This is a genomic window from Sphingomonas sp. GM_Shp_2, from assembly GCF_026540875.1.
GTDB lineage: Bacteria > Pseudomonadota > Alphaproteobacteria > Sphingomonadales > Sphingomonadaceae > Sphingomonas > Sphingomonas carotinifaciens.
This window is the reverse complement of record NZ_JALNUQ010000002.1, coordinates 105,972-123,021: the sequence shown is the minus strand read 5'-3', so window position 1 is coordinate 123,021 and position 17,050 is coordinate 105,972. Positions and strand designations below refer to the sequence as shown.

Sequence of the window (17,050 nt, the reverse complement as noted above, 5' to 3'; positions counted from 1 at the left end):
CGATGCTGCGGTGCACCACGGCCAACCCGTTCCACCGCCGCAACGGGGCGGTTCACCTAATCGCCATCGATCCCAAGGGGTTGCAGCTCAACCGAAGAACAGGTCTCCAGCGGTCAGCGTGTGCACCCCCTGCAACAGCACGGTGTCGCCGCCCAGGGTCAGGCGCACGCCATCGGCGGTATCGGTCCAATGCAACCGGTCGAAACCGGTGTGGAACGCCGCCAGGTCGATGCGGTCGCCATCGCCGTGCACGAAGTCGGTCACCACGTCCTTGCCCGATCCCGGCGCGAAGACGAACCAGTCCGCCCCCGCGCCGCCGGTCAGCCGGTCGTCGCCGCCCCCGCCGATCAGGTGATCGTCACCGGCGCCGCCGTCCAGCCGGTCCGCGCCGCCCTTCGTGCCCGCCGTCCAGAACTGCGCGTCGCCGTACAGCCAGTCGTCGCCGTCGCCACCGCTCAGCACGTCCGCGCCGCCCGCCGCCTTGTCCTTCATCGTGACCGCATCGCCGAACAGCACGTCGTTCCCTGCGCCGCCCTCCACCTGATCATTACCCCCCTTGCCGCTGCCATACAGCGTCACGGCATCGCCCATCACCCGGTCGTCTCCCGTTCCGCCGTCCAGCGCGTCGTTCGCCCCCTTGCCGTTCACCCAGTCGACATCGCCGATCAGCACGTCGTCATCCGCCCCGCCGGCCAGCGTATCCCCCTGCCACCCGCCGGTCAGCACATCGTCGCCTCTCCCCCCGTTCAGTACGTCGACCCCATTGCCGCCCAGCAACGTGTCCCGTCCCTCGCCCCCTTCCAGCACATCATTGCCGTCCAGCCCGCTCAACCGGTCGTCGCCCGCTCCCCCGGTCAGCACATTGGCCAGCGCATTGCCCGTACCCGCAAACGCCCCCCCGCCAATCCGCGCCATATCCTCCAGATTCGCGCCCAGTGTGTAGGCATTTAGCGTCACCTCCACCCGGTCATGCCCGCCACCGGCCCCTTCGGTGATGCGGTCGCCATCATGATCGATCCGGAACACATCGCCGCCCAGCGTGCCGACCAGAGCGTCAGCAACCGGGGGCGGCGGCGCGACCACCGCGCCGTGCGCCGGCTCGAAGGTCGTCCGCCCCGCCGAGGCAGGGCCGGCATCGGCGACCACCCTCTCGGTCACGCTGTCCCAGCCGGACAGCCCCGCCTCGCTCGCCTTGGTCATCACCGTCGCCAGATCCGAATGCGTGATCGCCACGTCCTTCAGCACCAGTTGCCCGGTGGACGAGATCACCTTGGTGCGCGATCCCGCATCCTCGAAACTGCCGCCGTTCACCGTCACCTTGGCCGCGCTGTCCAGCCACAGCTGGTTCTGCTCCGACGATCCCCCGCGCCACACCGGATTGCGCCCCACCGCATCGGTCAGCGTCGCCGATCCCCATAGCCGGTAGTTGCGCCCATTCTCCTCCGACAGGGTACGCAGCAGCGTGGTGTTCTCCGACTTCAGATCATAGCCGCCATCGCTGTTGCCGCGCGCCACCGTGTCGATGAACGCCACGTCGTACACGCCGCGCTCCGACGCAAAGCCGTCGCCGTTCAGATAGCCGCCGGTGGTGCTCAGCACATTCTCCACCGTCACCCCGCGCACCGTCACCCCGTGCACGGTGCCGTCCAGATGGATGCCGGCCGGCATGCCGTCCCCCGTCTGCCCGGCCATATCGATGGTGACGCCCGCCACGTCCACGTCATGCGTGTCATATTGCAGGCGGATCGCGGTGCGCGAGAAGCCCGTCACATCGACATCGCGAATCGTCAGCCCCGCGATCGTCGCGGTCGCGCTCGATCCGCTCGCCAGATTTTCGAAGAAGCGACCGACATTGGCCGCGTCCACCCGCTGGATGGTCAGGTTCGCGATATCCGCGGTCACCCGGAATGCGGTGCCGGCATGGTCGATCTGCAGATCCTCGAACACCAGATGGCTGGCACCGGCGCCCAGCTTGAAGATCTCGGCCCCTTGCGCATCGCCTGCGGTCCAGCTCGTATCGCGCGTACCCACGATATGCGCTTCCATCGCCGCGCCCTTGGAATCGATCCCGCGGATCGTCACCGGCGCACCATCGGCGCCTCCCTTGGAAATGCCGATGATGCCGGCGGGCTTATAGGCCCCCTGGTCCGCGATCATCAGCACCTGCCCGCCCGGGCCGGCCTTGCCGATCAGCGTGTTCATCGATCCGATCGATGCGGCGTTGGCGATATCCTTGCCGCTCCTGTCGCCGGCCCCGGTCGGCGAGACGTAGAAATTAGCCATGACTTCAACAGACCCCGTGCGTGCATGAGACATGAAAGGCTCGTCCCGCCGCCGCTCGATGCTGCTGTTCTGTTCTGGCGATCGGTCGCGCGGACAAGCCGGTCAGCCGCGGCCCCATGGCGCGCTCGTTGCCGATGCGCGATGACACTGCTGCCCACCCCCGAAGCCTGATCTAGATCATAGCTCTTTCGGGCGAGTATATGCGCATGGATTTCAACGCGTTAACCTATATGGATCGTGGAGGCCGCAATGATGAACCGCCGTACGCTGCTCGCCGGCAGCGTTGCGCTCACCGGTAGTGTGACGCTCGATACTGATGCGACCGCAGCGATCACGGACGCACGCCCGCCGTTCGATATCATGCCAGATCAGGGGGGATGGCGCGTACGCAGTTGGGTATTAGCGGAAAATGCATGGCGGCCCAGAATTGCACGCGTTGTGATCGTCGCGGACGAGCTGCGTATCGAAGGGCCGATGAACCCGGGCGATCACGAGATGATATGCCAATATTTTAAATCCCAGCATCGTTGGCAATGAATACCGCCACGGCCGTTCGCGCTGTCAAAAGGGCAAACCAACTATATCATAACCAAGCAATACGGGCGCCGTGATGTTTTCACCCGGCGCCCGAACCAAGTATATCTATCCTTGTTTAGGATTAGGCTAGATAAGTTAGGGCTTCTTCGCAGGCGTGGTTGACGCGGGGTTTGCAACAAGGTTGGTGCTCACCTTGTTGAAGGTATTATTGAGATTGGTACCCAGTGACGTCATCGCGGCGATCGCGGCAACGGCAATCAGGGCAGCAATCAGGCCATATTCGATAGCCGTCGCACCCTTGTTGTTATTCAGAATAGCACGAAGTGCTTGCATGTCTGGCTCCAGTTTCAAGATCATCAGCATTCAGCTTGGCCGGAAACCCCCGGAAAGCGATGACTCGTCTATTCCCGGCCAGTTAAGAGAAACATAAAAGCACAGGACACGGCATTTATTTGGAATACTTAGCTCTTTTACGTTGAGTACAATTTGCTGATAAGACTAGCTATTATCTTGCAAAACTATATTTTTCTTTTCTAGGCACGACCAGCCTTGCCAGCCATGGACTGCTTGCATAGCATCGATTCTCCCTTGCTTCCAAAGCGGGAAACATCACAGGCTCCGGTCTCGACTTCAGGGTCGAGGCCGGAGCTATTAAATCCGATGAATTTCTGCATTTACCGCAAATATTTATGCGTGATCGTCGTGCGGGCAAACCATGTGCCTGCAATGGCATGACATTATACGGCCGTATCTTGACCGCCTGCCCGAATATCAACCGCCTCGGCTAGAGCCGAGCAATCTCCGGCATTCCGGCACGATTAAAAAAGGGCATGCGATAGTCACGCCCAAGACCACACCGCGCCGATACTCAGGTCCGTGCGGGGCGCTCATCCCATTCGGCCCGCGCCGCCTCGGGGGCTGCGTTCGGCTCGGCATCGGCGCTCAGCGCGGCCCGGTATACCGTCATCGTCTCCTGCGCCGCCTTGTCCCATGAAAAGCGGCGCCGGATCTGGCCATGGTCGATCGCCAGCGGACCGCAATCCTCGCTCAGCCGCTCGGTCAGCACATCCACGTCGCCGGTCGGGAAATAGTTGCGCGCCGACAGCTCGATATCCCGGCACGCCGGAATATCGCTCAGCAGCATCTTGGCCCCGCAACTCGCCGCCTCCAGCGCGGCGATCGGCAGGCCTTCGTGATAGGAGGGCATGACGAACAGGGTGCACCGCTCGTACAGGCATCGCAGCGTGGCGCGAGACTGGACGCCGGCGAACACCACCCGCTCGCCCGCGCGGGCCAGCAGCGACTTCGCATACTGGTCCTGATGATCCGCCGCGCCGACGATCACCAGCTTGGCCGTACAGGACGACCGCTCGAACGCCTCGATCAGGTCGTGCAGCCCCTTTTCGGGCACCAGCCTGCCCACCGCCAGCAGGAACGGCCCGTCGATGCCCAGCCGCTCCAGCACCAGCTTCGGGTCCGCATCACGCGGCAGTTCGGGCGCGCCGTTGGGGATATAATGGATGTCGTCGGCCCGCGCCGGAAAGGTTTCGCGCAACTGCCGCGCCAGCGACGGCGACACCGCGATGATCCGGTGCGCAAAGGTCAGCGCCAGCCACTCGCCGAAACGCAAGGCCGTTTTGGCGACGATGCCCCATTTGGCCCGGTGATAATCGGTGCCGTGATGCGTCACCACCACGCGCAGGCCCAGCAGGCGCGCCAGCGGCGCCATCAGCCCCGGCCCGATCGCATGGATATGCACGAGGCTGGCACCCTGCCGCCATGCCATGACGACCGCGACCAGCGTCGCCAATATCGCTTCGAGATGCTTCTGGCGCGGGCACGGCACGCCGACCATCTCCACGCCTTTGAACACGCTGCGCTTCTCGGGCAGATATCCGGCGCGCCCCAGCACGACGGAGGTGTGCGCCGGCCACAACGCCTTGATCCGCGGCAGCAATTCCTCGCAATGGCTTTCCACCCCGCCCATCACGTTCGGGAAGCCACGCAGGCCCGTCACGCAGATCGTCGGTTCGGTCGCATCACCGCTATGCGCGCTTGCACGCTGCACCATGGTCAAACTCCTGCATCGGTTCCCGCCCCATCGCACCTGCCCCCAGATTGCATTGTTCGGGGATCAGGCGACGGCAGCCACCGGCGGCCTTTCCCAACGATCATAGGTGTTCAGATACCAGTCGGCGAAGCGGGCGATCCCTTGCGCCAGCGGCACCTTGGGACTGTACCCGGTCAGCGCCGCGATCGCCGAGATGTCGGCATAGGTCGCGGTCACGTCGCCCGGCTGCATCGGCCGCATCTGCTTGATCGCCGGCACGCCGAGCGCATTCTCCAGCGTGGCGATCATCTCCATCAGGCCGACCGGATTGCAGTCGCCGATGTTGAGCAGCCGGTTCTCACCGCGCGCCGCCGGCCGGTCCAGCACGCCCACCACCCCGTCGACGATGTCGTCGATATAGGTGAAGTCGCGTGCCATCTTCCCCTCGCCGAACACCTCGATCGGCTCGCCCGCCAATATCTTTCGGGTAAAGCCGAAATAGGCCATGTCCGGCCGGCCCCAGGGGCCATAGACGGTGAAGAAGCGCAACCCGCTCTGCGGAAAACCGTAAAGCTTGGCGTAGGACTGGCTCATCAGTTCGCACGACCGCTTGGTCGCGGCATAGAGCGAGACGGGCGCGGTGCACGGCTCATCCTCGCGGAAACCCTCGCCGCCGATCGGCCGGTCGCCGTAAACTGAGCTGGACGAGGCATAGACGAGATGCTCGAAATCCGGCGCATGGCGCGCCGCCTCCAGGATCGCCAGATGCCCCTTCAGGTTGCTCTGTTCATAGGCGAACGGGTTCTCCAGGCTGTACCGGACGCCCGCCTGTGCCGCCAGGTGGACGATGCGGCGGATGCCGTGCCGCCTGACGAGCGCCGACACCGTGTCCGGGTCGGACACGTCGCCGCGCACCATTTCGAACCCTGCACGGCCCTCCAGCCGCGCGGCCCGCGCCTGTTTCAGCGCGACCTCGTAATAGCTGTTGAAATTGTCGAGGCCGATCACCGCCTCGCCGCGTGCGAGGAGGCGTTCGCAGACCGCGTGGCCGACAAAGCCTGCCGCGCCCGTGACGAGGATGGGGTTCGTCATGCCGCTGCCAGCGTCTCTTCGGCGTCGCGGGCCAGTTCGCTGTCGCTCGGCCGCCCGACGCTGGAATAGCGGATGCCGAGCGCCTCCATCTGCTTGGGCGGATAGACGTTGCGCAGGTCGACCAGCACCGGCTCGGCCATGACCTCCTTCAGCCGCTTGAAGTCGAGCGCGCGAAACGCGTCCCATTCGGTCACCAGCACCACCGCCGACGCGCCTTCGGCCACGTCATAGGCGGAACGGCCATATTCGACGCCGGTCAGCATCGTCGCCGCGGCCTCCATCCCCTCGGGATCATAGGCGCGCACCGTGGCGCCGGCATCCTGCAGCGCCTGGATGATCGACAGCGACGGCGCATCGCGCATGTCGTCGGTGTTGGGCTTGAAGGTCAGGCCCAGCACGCCGATCGTCTTGCCGCGCACGTCGCCGTCCAGCGCGTTCAGCACCTTGCGCGCCATGGCCCGCTTGCGGCGGTCGTTGATCGCCACCGTCGCCTCGATCAGGCGCACCGGCGATTCGTGGTCCTGCGCGGTCTTCATCAGGGCCAGTGTATCCTTGGGGAAGCACGATCCGCCATAGCCGGGGCCGGCATGGAGGAATTTGGACCCGATCCGGTTGTCCAGCCCGATGCCGCGGCTGATGTCCTGCACGTCCGCGCCGACCTTTTCACACAGGTCGGCGATCTCGTTGATGAAGGTGATCTTCATCGCCAGGAACGCGTTGGCGGCGTACTTGATCAGTTCGCTGGTCCGGCGACGCGTGAACAGCACCGGTGCCTTGTTCAGATAGAGGGGGCGGTACACCTCCTCCATCGGTCCGCGTGCGCGCTCGTCCTCGATGCCGATGACGATGCGGTCGGGCCGCTTGAAGTCCTCGATCGCCGCACCTTCGCGCAGGAATTCGGGGTTGGAGGCGACGGCGAACTCGGCGACCGGGTTCACCTCGCGGATGATCCGCTCCACCTCGTCGCCGGTGCCGACCGGCACGGTCGACTTGGTGACGATCACGGTGAAGCCGTCCAGCGCGCCGGCGATCTCGCGCGCCGCGGCATAGACATAGGACAGGTCGGCATGGCCGTCACCGCGGCGGCTGGGGGTGCCGACACCGATGAACACCACGTCCGCCGCCGCCACCGGGGCGGCCAGTTCGGTGGTGAAGGACAACCGGCCCGCCGCCACGTTCTTGGATACCAGATCCTCCAGGCCGGGCTCGTAGATGGGAATGCCACCGGCCTTCAGCTTCATGATCTTGGCCGCGTCCTTGTCGACGCACACCACGTCGTGGCCGAAATCGGCAAAGCACGCGCCGGACACCAGGCCCACATAACCCGATCCGATCATCACGATCCGCATATCGTCTGCTCCCTCGTTCGGAGATGGTATTCTCTGCTGCGCTTGCGAACAGTCGGCGTGCCGGGCCGTACCGTCAACGTAGTAGCTTCGAGCCGAGTGAATCCGGCGGCGAAACGAAGTTTTTACTCAATTACTCAAGATGTTGAGAACGCAACCACACTATTGACCTCCGGGTCAGCAACAACCCGGCGGAGTAATCCTTGCGGGAAGATGAACGTTGCGACGCAACATGGCAAGGATGTGCAACGGCTCGTCCCGATGTTGCCTCGTTCGGCCGTTAAGGTAAAAGAAGCGTGCACTCTCGTCGGCCTCCATCATGACCCTTGCACAACGTGCTGCATTTCTTGCCGAATTGCCCGTGTCGCTGGCCATGCGACAGGACCGGCTCGCCCGTGCCGCCGCCATCGTGGAGGGACAGGCGGAGGCCTTGTGCCATGCGCTGGTCGCCGATGGCCGCCACCCCGACGTCACCGCCGCGCTGCACGCCGATGTCGCGCCCGCCCTCGCCACGCTGCGGGATGCCGCACGCTCGGTCGGCGATTGGATGCGCCCCGCGCGTGCCCGCGGCTGGCTTGGCCGGATGACGCGCGGCGACGACTATATCGCCTATCAGCCTTTGGGGGTGGTCGGCCTCGCCGCCTCGCATACGCTGCCGCTCAGCCGCACCATGGGCCTGCTTGCCGGTGCGCTGGCGGCGGGCAACCGCGTCGTGATCCGGTTCGACCCGGCCACGCCGCATCTGGCGCAACGGGTCGCGGCGGCGGTCGCAACCGCCTTCGACCCGGCCGAACTGACCATTGCCGCCGGTGCCGACGCCTTTGCCGCGATGCGCTTCGACCGGCTGGTGGTCAGCAGCCCGGCGAGTCGGCACGATCATGGCGCCGGGCATGACGGCACCGACGCCGTCACCATCCACCGGTCGGGCAAGACGCCGGTGATCCTCGGCCGCTCCACCGATTTCGCCCGCGCGGCCGAGCGCATCGTCGCGGCCAAGCTGGTCCGGGCCGGCCGCGTGCCGCTCACCCCCGATTACCTGCTCGTGCCGGCGGAACAGGAGGAGATGGTCGGCAACTGGCTGTTCCGGGCCGCCGCCCACCTGTTCCCGCGCATCGGCGACCAGGCCGGCGACAGCCGGCTCACCCCGGCGGAGAACGCCCGCATCGATGCGCTGCTGGCGGACGCCCGCGCCCGCGGCGGCGACGTGCTGACCGTGCCCGCCCCCCGCGCGGGCCGCGCGCCGCTCCACATCGTCCGCCATGCCAGCGACGACATGGCGATCCTGCGCGAGGAGATTGCCGGCCCCGTCCTGCCGATGCGCAACTATGCCCCGATCGACGAGGCGATCGCCGAGACGCAAAGGCGCCAGCCCCTCGCCATCTGCTATTTCGGCCGCGACGCCGCCGAGCGGCAGCAGGTGCTCGCGCGCACCATATCGTCGGCGATCGCGATCAACGGCCCCGCCCTGCCCGGCCGCGTCGCTGCCGCCGTCGGCCTGACGCTGGCGGGCGAGCATGGCGAGGCGGCATTCCGCCGGATGAGCCAGACCCGCCGCGTCTGCCGCCCGCCGCTTCTGGATATCGCGCGCGCGCGCGAGGATATGGGGTTCGGGGGCCAGCCCGCCCTGCCCTGATCCATCCACGGCTCGGCGCAAGCCACTGGCATCGCACGGCTATGCCATGATGAGGCGCCAGTCATGCCCGATCCGGTCCTTCGCCGCAGCTCCGGTCCCCGCATCATGGCGGACGGCGAACCCGTTTATATCGTCCGCTCCGGCCAGCGGTTCGTCGGCACCCACGCCAGCGATGTCGGCAACGGCCTGTTCGTCTTTCGCGATCCCGTCAGCAATGTCCGGATCGAGGATATCGCGGTCACCGGCGGCTACCGCGTCATCGAAAACGGCGCCATCAGCCGCGATGCGCGCGCCGATTGCGTCGGCCTCCACGTCCGCGGCGCCCGCGCCACCGGCCTGACGCGCAGCTTCGCGCGGATCCGTTACAACAGCCATCACGGCGTGTTCGAGGATGTGCAGGCCAGCGGCATCCGCACCACCGGCGCGCACGACCTGCCCGTCGGCATCGCCTTCATGGGCGAAGCGCATGATTTCCGGCTTGAACGCTGCACGATGCGCGGCTTCTGCTGGCAGCGTGGCGAGAAGCGCTACTGGAACGGCGACGGCTTCTCGTCGGAACGGGGCAATGCCCGGCTGATCTTCCGCAAATGCGCCGCCTGGGACAATAGCGATGGCGGCTTCGACCTGAAATCGACCGAAACCCTGCTCGACGACTGCGTCAGCGGGCGCAACGCGCGCAACTACCGGCTGTGGTCCAGCATCCATGCCACCCGGCTGACCAGCATCGAACCGCGCAAGACCGGCGGCATCGGCGACACCGTCCACTTCATGCTGATGGGCACCAAGTCGCCCGGTGCCGAGCCGCCGGTGATCCGTATCGACCATCTGGTGGTGCGCAGCACGACGGGGTACCCCATTTTCGACGTGCATGACGGACCGGTCCGCCTCGTCATCGGCACGCATGATATCCAGGTGCCAAAGGGCACGCCACTGGTCCGTCGTCAGGGTAAAGCCGGTGTCGCCGGTGGCATTCAATTTGCCGGTGCGCCGCCTCGCCTTTGAATTACCTGAAGATTATTCTTCCGGGCGCGCTTTGCACACAGTTCAACGCCGGCATCTTGCTGCGATGCAGCGCAGCGGCGCAGCATGGCCGTGTCAGACGAGGACATGGCATGAAGAGCGGTTGCCGCGCGCCGATCCGGCCCGGTGTCCGCGTCAGTCATCTCCCCGTTTCCGACGCTGGTTTCCCGCCCGTGCCCCCGCGCCCCCGCGCTCGGGCACGGCGCAATCATGAAGAGGGTGGAACATGCGAAAGCTACGCAAGGCGGTCTTCCCGATCGGCGGAATGGGAACGCGCTTCCTGCCCGCGACCAAGTCGATGCCCAAGGAGATGCTGCCCGTCGTCGATCGCCCGCTGATCCAATATGCGGTGGACGAGGCGCGCGAGGCGGGGATCGAACAGTTCATCTTCGTCACCAGCCGCGGCAAGGGGATGATCGAGGATCATTTCGACCATGCCTTCGAGCTTGAGGAAACGATGAGCCGCCGCGGCAAGTCGCTTGGCGTGCTGGACGATACCCGCATCTCGCCCGGCGACATCACCGTCATCCGGCAACAGGAACCGCTCGGCCTCGGCCACGCCGTCTGGTGCGCCCGCCGCGTCGTCGGCGACGAGCCGTTCGCGGTGCTGCTCCCCGACGATCTCATGGTCGGTCGCCCCGGCTGCCTGAAGCAGATGGTGGAGGCCTATAACGAACGCGGCGGCAACCTGATCTGCACCGAGGAGGTCGCACCCCAGGATACCGCCAAATACGGCATCGTCACGCCGGGCGAGCGCTTCGGCGCGGTGACGGAGGTGAAGGGGCTGGTCGAAAAGCCCGCCCCCGCCGATGCGCCCTCCAATCTCGGCGTCATCGGCCGCTACATCCTCCAGCCCGAGGTCATGGACATCCTCGCCGGCCAGGAAGAGGGTGCGGGCGGCGAGATCCAGCTGACCGACGCGCTCGCCCGCCTGATCGGGCAACAGGCATTTCACGGCGTCACCTTTCGCGGCACGCGCTATGACTGCGGCGACAAGGCCGGTTTCGTGACCGCGACGATCGCGCTGGCACTACAGCGGCCGGATATCGCGCCTGCGGTCCGCGCCTTCATGGCGACGGCGGCGTAAGTCCCCATGGACGCGATGGTCCGCCGGCCCCAGGGTCCCCGCCACGACGCCCCCGATCCGCAGGTGGATCGGGCCGCGCTGATCGACCTGCATCGCATCTTCGGCATCATCCGGCGCCGCTGGATGGTGATCGCAGCCTCGGTGCTGGCGGCCATCGTCCTTGCCACCGCCGCCTATCTGACGGCGGAGCCGCGCTACACCGCCACCGCGCAGGTGGCGCTGGATCGCAGCCGTGAAAAGGTCATCAACGTCGATGCGATCACCCCCACGGTCGATCCCGACTCGGCGGCGGTGGATACCGAGGTGCAGATCCTGCGCTCGCCCGAGCTGATCGGCCGCGTCGTCGACCGGCTGCACCTCGAACGCGACCCCAATTTCAACAAGGCGCTGGAGGATCAGCCCGCGCCCCCCGCCGGCGAGCCCGACCTGATCGGCCGCCAGCGCGCGATCGGCACCATCCTCGGCAACCTGCTGGTGAAGCGTGACGGCCTGTCCTACGCGATCAGCGTCACCTTCGAGGGGGACGAGGCGATCCAGACCGCCAAGGTGACGAACGCGATCATCGAGGAATATGTCGCCGGCCAGACCGGGGTGAAGACCCAGGCCACCGCCCGCGCCCGCACCTTCCTCGAACAGCGGCTTCAGCAACTGCGCGTCCAGGTGCTCGGCGCCGAACGCGCGGTCGCCGACTACCGCGCCTCGCACAACCTGTTCGCCCTCTCCAGCGCCAGCACGGTGACGCAGGAGGAGATGTCCAACCTGTCCACCCAGCTCGCCCAGGCCCAGGCCGAGAACGCCGCCGCCCAGGCGCGCCTGTCCACCGCGCGCGCGCAACTGGCGCGCGGCCGCAGCGGCGAGGAACTGGGCGAGTCGCTCGATTCGCCCGTGGTCAGCGCGCTTCGCTCGCAACGCGCCCAGGCCGCACGCGAGGTCGCCGCGCTGGAGAAGCGCTACGGCCCGATCCATCCCGAACTGGTGCGGGCGCGCGGCGAACTCGCCTCCACCGACGAACAGATCAAGGCGGAGGTCGGCCGCGTCGTCGCCAACGTCTCGAACCAGGCGACGATCGCGGCACAGCGCGCCGCCTCGCTGTCCGGATCGATCGCCGCGGCGCGCGGTCGCCTGGCCGGCGACAACGAAGCCTCGGTGCGGCTGAACGAGCTGGAGCGCAACGCCGAATCCGCCCGCACGCTCTACCAGGCCTTTCTCGACCGCTATCGCCAGACGGTGGCGCAGGCGGGCCTCGAACGCTCCGACTCCTATGTGGTCAGCAAGGCGCGCGTTCCCGGTGGGCCCAGCAGCCCCAAGGCGCTGATGTATGCCGCCATGGCGATCGTCGGCGGCCTCGGGGTCGCCGCCCTGCTCGTCCTTCTCCTGCAACTGCTCGAACGCGGGCTGGAAACCGGCGAGGCGGTGGAACGGACGCTGGGCCTGCCCACGCTCGCCTCCATCCCCGATGCGCGCACGCTGCCCGCCTATCGCAAGGGCGGCCTGCCCGCGCCGCCGGCGGAATTGCTGCTGAAACGCCCGCAATCGGTCTTTGCCGAGGCGTTCCGGACGCTGCGCACCTCGATCCAGTTCGCCCAGTCCGGCTCGCCGATGCGCGTCGTCGCGATCACCTCCTCGGTGCCGGGCGAGGGCAAGACGACCACCGCCATGGCGCTCGCCCGCGCCGCCGCCAGTGCCGGCGCACGCGTCCTCCTCATCGACTGCGACGCCCGCCGCCGTGCCTTCAGCCGCGAATTCGCCGAGCGGGTCGAGGTCGGGCTGGACGAGGTGATCGACGGCAACGCCACGCTGGATCAGGCGATCATCAAGGATGCGCTGACCAACGCCGACCTGCTGCCCCAGCGCCCGAACGCCGATGGCATCAGCCTGTCGGACACCACCCGCTTTGCGGACCTGCTCGAACACTTGCGCGAACGCTACGACCTCATCCTGCTCGACACGCCCCCCGTCCTGCCGGTCGACGAGGCCCGCGTCCTGGCCAGCATGGCCGACGGCGTCGTCTTCCTCGTCCGCTGGCGCAATACCCCCGCCAAGGCCGCCGGCATCGCGCTGCGCCAACTCCACGACGTCCAGGCCAACGTCCTGGGCGTCGCCATGACCCTGATCGACATGCGCGACCACGCCCGCTCCGGCTTCGGCGACGCCAGCTACTATCTGCGCGAATACAGCAGCTATTATGCGGGGTAGGCACGAAAAAGCCCCTCCACTTCAGGGGAGGGGTTGGGGTGGGGCGCCTCGCCAAACGCTGCGCCTGCGGACAGGCCCCACCCCCAACCCCTCCCCTGAAGGGGAGGGGCGGTACAAATGAACGCCACCCTCTCCAGCTACGGCCCCGCCTTCGGCCTCGGCGTCCTCATCCCCGTCACGCTGCTGCTCATCGTGCCGCTGGTCATGGCGATCCGCAACACGGCCAGCGTGCCGGGCAAGTTCGTCATCATCGCGCTCTGGCTCCGCTACATTGCGGGCGCCTATCACATCTACATGTTCAAGCGGCTCGGCGCCGGGCTGTCGGGCAATGCGCTCCTGTCGATCGGCGTCACCGCGATCGGGCTCGCCTTCATCGTCCGCCCCGCCAATCTCGCCATCCGGCAATTGCTGCCGATCTATCTCATCATCGCCGTCGCGATGGTCAGCGCGGTGCTCAACCACGATCCCGCCGGCGGCATCAACACCGCGGTCAAATACGCCTATCTGATCGTCATCGCGGTTGCCGTGTTCCAGGCGCTGCGCCTCGATCCGGAGGGGCGCTTCATCGGCTGGGCGCTGGTCGCCTTCCTGCCGCTGCTCGTCTTCCAGGCGCTGTCGGTGGTGCTGCATCTGCCCAAGGGGTCGGAAACCGGCGACGGCCTGGTCTGGATCGGCGGCTATAACCACGAAGGCGCCTTCTCGGTCGCGCTGGTGGCGGGCTTCACCGTCGGCTGCTTCGCCCGCTCGGTCCGCCCCGCCATCCGCATCGCCTTCCTCTTCGTCACCCTGATCGGCATCCAGCTCGCCGGATACCGCACGTCGATCCTCGCGCTCGCCCCGCTCGCCGCCGCCACCTTCTTCATGGGCATGACGGTCAGCGTCCGGCGCGAACAGCGCGCCTTCATGGCGACGAGCGCACTTGTCGGCGGCACCGTCGTCCTGTCCCTCGCCGCCATCCTCTATGCCGACAAGTTCGCCGACCTCGTCACCTTCCTCTCCCACCCCGGCCAGCTCATCAAACCCCCCCGCGAATTCGACTATGCCGATCGCCAGGTCATGTCGGCCCGCCCGCTGATCTGGAGCAGCTATCTGTACGCGTGGAAGGAGGGCGGCGCCGTCCAGACACTTGTCGGCTTCGGCCCGGAAAGCTGGGAAGGGCTGTTCAAGGTCTATCCGCACAACACGCTGGTCGGCACGCTCTACGAACTCGGCCTGTTCGGGGTCGCCGCGATGGTGCTGCTGTGGATCGTCATGGCCGCCGCCGCCTTTCGCGCCGCGGGCGAGCGCATCAAGCTGGTCGCCGCCCACTTCGCCTTCTTCCTGCTCAACATGGCGACCATGCCCTTCTGGCAGGTGGAGGGGCTGGGCCTGTACGGTTTCCTGTGCGGCTACACGATCTTCCAGGCCCGGGCCGCGGCCGCACGTCCGCGGTGGCGCCGTTCGCTACCCATGGCCCATCGATCCGAAATGGGTGCGTCTCTCGCCCGATAGAACCGGAACAACGCACTCTATTATCTTGGATTTCACCTCTTGCGCCTAGCGATGCGGGCAGGAGGAACCATGTCCGAGCCGATCACCAGCTTTACGGAAAAACTCGCCGCCTTCGGCTATACGCCGGGCAGCTACCGCGCCTTTCCGGCGGTCCGCAAGATCGTCGCGCGCCACGCCCCCGCCGCGCTGCGCCGCCTGTACGACCATATCCGCGCGACGCCCAGGGCGGCCGCCTTTTTCGGCTCGCCCGCCGCGATGGACCATGCCCGCGACAAGCAGCTCGACCACTGGCTCACCCTCTTCTCCGGCCCGCTGGACGACCAGTACCGCATCCGCGCCGAACGCATCGGCAGCGTCCACGCCCGCATCGGCCTGTCCCCCACCTGGTACATCAGCGGCTATGCCCGCATCCTCGAAGACATCCTGCCCAGGATCCTGCGCCGCGGCATGCTCAACCCGCTTGCCGCGTCGCGCACCGCGACCACGCTGGTGAAGGCGTCGCTGCTCGACATGGACGTCGCCCTGTCCGCCTATTTCCAGGCCGAGGAAGCCCGGCGCGAGGCGGTGATCGCACAGGTCGGCCGCGTGCTCGAACGGCTGGCGGGCGGCGATTTCACCGCCACGCTGGATGACCTGCCCCCCGGCTACGAAGCGCTCGCCGCCGATTTCGAATCGATGCGCACCCGCTTTTCCGCCACGCTCGGCCAGGTCGCGGATGCCGCCGCCCGCATCAACACCGGCTCCTCAGGGGTCAGCGGCGCATCCGACACGCTGTCCCAGCGCACCGAGCAACAGGCCGCCAGCCTGGAGGAAACCGCCGCGGCGATGGACCAGATCACCAGCACCGTCCGCCGCACCGCCGAGGACGCCGCGCGCGCCAACGGCGCGGTCGGCCAGGCCCGTGGCGAGGCACAGACCAGCGGCACGATCGTGCGCGAGGCGATGGCCGCGATGGACGGCATCGCCCGCGCCTCGGCCGAGATCGTCGACATCATCGCGGTGATCGACGGCATCGCCTTCCAGACCAACCTGCTCGCGCTCAACGCCGGAGTCGAGGCCGCACGCGCCGGAGAGGCCGGCCGGGGCTTTGCGGTGGTGGCGTCGGAGGTGCGCGCGCTGGCACAACGCTCGGCCGACGCGGCCAAGGACGTAAAGGCACGGATCACCGGCGCCTCGGCACAGGTGCGTGTCGGCGTCGACCGGGTCAACAGCACCGGCGAGGCGCTGGAGCGCATCATCGCCCATATCGCCGATGTCGACGCGCTGGTCGCCCAGATCACCGAGGCGGCGGGACAACAGGCGCAGGGGCTGGCGCAGGTGAACACCGCGGTGGCGGAGATGGACGGCGTCACCCAGCAGAATGCGGCGATGGTCGAACACGCCGCCGCCGCCGCCCGCGATCTCGCCGCCGAAGCCGACGCACTGGCCCGCGAGGTCGCCCGCTTCCAGCTCGGTCAGGCGGCGACTCTGCCTGTGCCGAGGCGTGCAGAGCCGATCAGACTGGTCGCGACGCGCTGACGCGGGATGCCATCAACTGTCCCTCTATCCGTTCGTCTCGAGTAGTCGTCGAGTAGCAGCAAAGCTGCGTATCGAGACGGCGTATCGAGAGACCCTCGCCACAAGCAGGCACCTCTCGATACAGGCTCTCGACAAGCTCGATCCTTACTCGAGGCGAACGGACGGGGTGGATGTGGATCGGGGTTGAAGCGTTGCGTGTCATACCCAGCCCACCACCTCCGCTCGTGCCGAAGCACCCGGCCCAACCATCCCATTAGGCGACAACGCCGCGAGCCCGCCCCCAAACGAAAATGGGGAGCCCCGAAGGACTCCCCATCGACCGCGCGGCGGCTCAGCGTCTTGGAAGCGGGAGGCCCGCCCGCGCGGAACAGCTCAGTTGCTGTCCGAGTCGTCGTCGCTGTCGGCAACGATCACGATGCCGGCAACGACCGCAGCAGCGGCGAGCACGGCAACGATCACGCCACCACCGGCGAGCTCGTTCTTCTTGGCAGCCGGAGCAGCGGCGCGAGCCGACTTGGCAACCGACAGGCTGGCGGCCGAGTTGGCCGGAGCGGCTGCAACCGGAGCCGCGACGAGCACGGTTGCGGCAGCAGCGGTAAGGATCTTACCGAACATGATTAGAACTCCCAAAATGCGAGTGTCGCTCATGACCTGAATCAAGTCGGAAGTCCAGCCTCTTTACTGTTGCGAATGTTACGAACGCTTGCGCCACGCGGCTTCCAGCCACATCAGCATGCTGCCCACCGACACCAATGCCACCGCCATGATCGTTTCCTGCACGCCCATGACGCCTCCTC

General features: G+C 66.9%; 13 protein-coding genes. 7 read left to right on the top strand and 6 right to left on the bottom strand.

Annotation, left to right across the window (positions count from 1 at the left end; genetic code table 11):
* Positions 1-87 precede the first annotated feature (87 nt).
* Positions 88-2,283 carry a calcium-binding protein gene (locus tag OXR08_RS01355; protein WP_267347276.1) on the bottom strand — a complete coding sequence of 732 codons (2,196 nt, stop codon included), beginning with the start codon at positions 2,281-2,283 and terminating at the stop codon, positions 88-90.
* Positions 2,284-2,532: 249 nt separating this feature from the next.
* On the opposite strand from OXR08_RS01355, the gene OXR08_RS01350 reads away from it, so the two are divergent.
* A complete protein-coding gene (locus OXR08_RS01350) occupies positions 2,533-2,820 on the top strand; it encodes a hypothetical protein (RefSeq protein WP_267347275.1) in 288 nt (95 codons plus the stop codon).
* 135 nt (positions 2,821-2,955) lie between these two features.
* Here OXR08_RS01350 and OXR08_RS01345 read toward each other — a convergent pair whose 3' ends face one another.
* The 4 genes from OXR08_RS01345 to OXR08_RS01330 form a co-directional block, all read right to left on the bottom strand.
* Positions 2,956-3,153, bottom strand: a complete 198-nt coding sequence (locus OXR08_RS01345) for a Flp family type IVb pilin (RefSeq protein WP_267347302.1) — start codon at positions 3,151-3,153, stop codon at positions 2,956-2,958.
* 535 nt (positions 3,154-3,688) lie between these two features.
* The gene (locus tag OXR08_RS01340) at positions 3,689-4,891 is read right to left on the bottom strand and encodes a glycosyltransferase family 4 protein (protein ID WP_267347274.1); all 1,203 of its coding nucleotides are present in this window, start codon (positions 4,889-4,891) and stop codon (positions 3,689-3,691) included.
* Between the two features lie 63 nt (positions 4,892-4,954).
* A complete protein-coding gene (locus tag OXR08_RS01335) occupies positions 4,955-5,962 on the bottom strand; it encodes an SDR family NAD(P)-dependent oxidoreductase (protein ID WP_267347273.1) in 1,008 nt (335 codons plus the stop codon).
* A complete protein-coding gene (locus tag OXR08_RS01330) occupies positions 5,959-7,311 on the bottom strand; it encodes a UDP-glucose/GDP-mannose dehydrogenase family protein (RefSeq protein ID WP_112381483.1) in 1,353 nt (450 codons plus the stop codon). Before OXR08_RS01330 ends, OXR08_RS01335 begins: the two co-directional genes overlap by 4 nt.
* 316 nt (positions 7,312-7,627) lie before the next feature.
* Here OXR08_RS01330 and OXR08_RS01325 point away from each other — a divergent pair, with 316 nt between their 5' ends.
* From OXR08_RS01325 to OXR08_RS01300, 6 genes are all read left to right on the top strand, one after another.
* Entirely contained in the window at positions 7,628-8,941 is a 1,314-nt protein-coding gene (locus OXR08_RS01325) for an aldehyde dehydrogenase family protein (RefSeq protein WP_267347272.1), read from the top strand.
* 63 nt (positions 8,942-9,004) lie between these two features.
* Positions 9,005-9,943: a hypothetical protein gene (locus tag OXR08_RS01320; RefSeq protein ID WP_267347271.1), complete on the top strand. Its 939-nt coding sequence runs from the start codon at positions 9,005-9,007 to the stop codon at positions 9,941-9,943.
* Between the two features lie 244 nt (positions 9,944-10,187).
* Complete coding sequence (locus tag OXR08_RS01315) at positions 10,188-11,048, top strand: UTP--glucose-1-phosphate uridylyltransferase (RefSeq protein WP_112381486.1); 861 nt, start codon at positions 10,188-10,190, stop codon at positions 11,046-11,048.
* Positions 11,049-11,054: 6 nt separating this feature from the next.
* A complete protein-coding gene (locus OXR08_RS01310) occupies positions 11,055-13,244 on the top strand; it encodes a polysaccharide biosynthesis tyrosine autokinase (protein WP_267347270.1) in 2,190 nt (729 codons plus the stop codon).
* 117 nt (positions 13,245-13,361) lie between these two features.
* The gene (locus OXR08_RS01305) at positions 13,362-14,735 is read left to right on the top strand and encodes a hypothetical protein (RefSeq protein WP_267347269.1); all 1,374 of its coding nucleotides are present in this window, start codon (positions 13,362-13,364) and stop codon (positions 14,733-14,735) included.
* A gap of 69 nt (positions 14,736-14,804) precedes the next feature.
* The gene (locus OXR08_RS01300; RefSeq protein WP_267347268.1) at positions 14,805-16,253 is read left to right on the top strand and encodes a globin-coupled sensor protein; all 1,449 of its coding nucleotides are present in this window, start codon (positions 14,805-14,807) and stop codon (positions 16,251-16,253) included.
* 372 nt (positions 16,254-16,625) lie between these two features.
* Here OXR08_RS01300 and OXR08_RS01295 read toward each other — a convergent pair whose 3' ends face one another.
* On the bottom strand, positions 16,626-16,868 hold the full coding sequence (locus OXR08_RS01295) for a hypothetical protein (RefSeq protein ID WP_112381793.1): 243 nt from the start codon (positions 16,866-16,868) through the stop codon (positions 16,626-16,628).
* Between the last annotated feature and the right edge of the window lie 182 nt (positions 16,869-17,050).

Coding starts and splice junctions, on each gene's coding strand:
- OXR08_RS01355 (WP_267347276.1), bottom strand. CDS start 2,283: ATGGCTAATTTCTACGTCTCGCCGACCGGGGCCGGCGACAGGAGCGGC.
- OXR08_RS01350 (WP_267347275.1), top strand. CDS start 2,533: ATGATGAACCGCCGTACGCTGCTCGCCGGCAGCGTTGCGCTCACCGGT.
- OXR08_RS01345 (WP_267347302.1), bottom strand. CDS start 3,153: ATGCAAGCACTTCGTGCTATTCTGAATAACAACAAGGGTGCGACGGCT.
- OXR08_RS01340 (WP_267347274.1), bottom strand. CDS start 4,891: ATGGTGCAGCGTGCAAGCGCGCATAGCGGTGATGCGACCGAACCGACG.
- OXR08_RS01335 (WP_267347273.1), bottom strand. CDS start 5,962: ATGACGAACCCCATCCTCGTCACGGGCGCGGCAGGCTTTGTCGGCCAC.
- OXR08_RS01330 (WP_112381483.1), bottom strand. CDS start 7,311: ATGCGGATCGTGATGATCGGATCGGGTTATGTGGGCCTGGTGTCCGGC.
- OXR08_RS01325 (WP_267347272.1), top strand. CDS start 7,628: ATGACCCTTGCACAACGTGCTGCATTTCTTGCCGAATTGCCCGTGTCG.
- OXR08_RS01320 (WP_267347271.1), top strand. CDS start 9,005: ATGCCCGATCCGGTCCTTCGCCGCAGCTCCGGTCCCCGCATCATGGCG.
- OXR08_RS01315 (WP_112381486.1), top strand. CDS start 10,188: ATGCGAAAGCTACGCAAGGCGGTCTTCCCGATCGGCGGAATGGGAACG.
- OXR08_RS01310 (WP_267347270.1), top strand. CDS start 11,055: ATGGACGCGATGGTCCGCCGGCCCCAGGGTCCCCGCCACGACGCCCCC.
- OXR08_RS01305 (WP_267347269.1), top strand. CDS start 13,362: ATGAACGCCACCCTCTCCAGCTACGGCCCCGCCTTCGGCCTCGGCGTC.
- OXR08_RS01300 (WP_267347268.1), top strand. CDS start 14,805: ATGTCCGAGCCGATCACCAGCTTTACGGAAAAACTCGCCGCCTTCGGC.
- OXR08_RS01295 (WP_112381793.1), bottom strand. CDS start 16,868: ATGTTCGGTAAGATCCTTACCGCTGCTGCCGCAACCGTGCTCGTCGCG.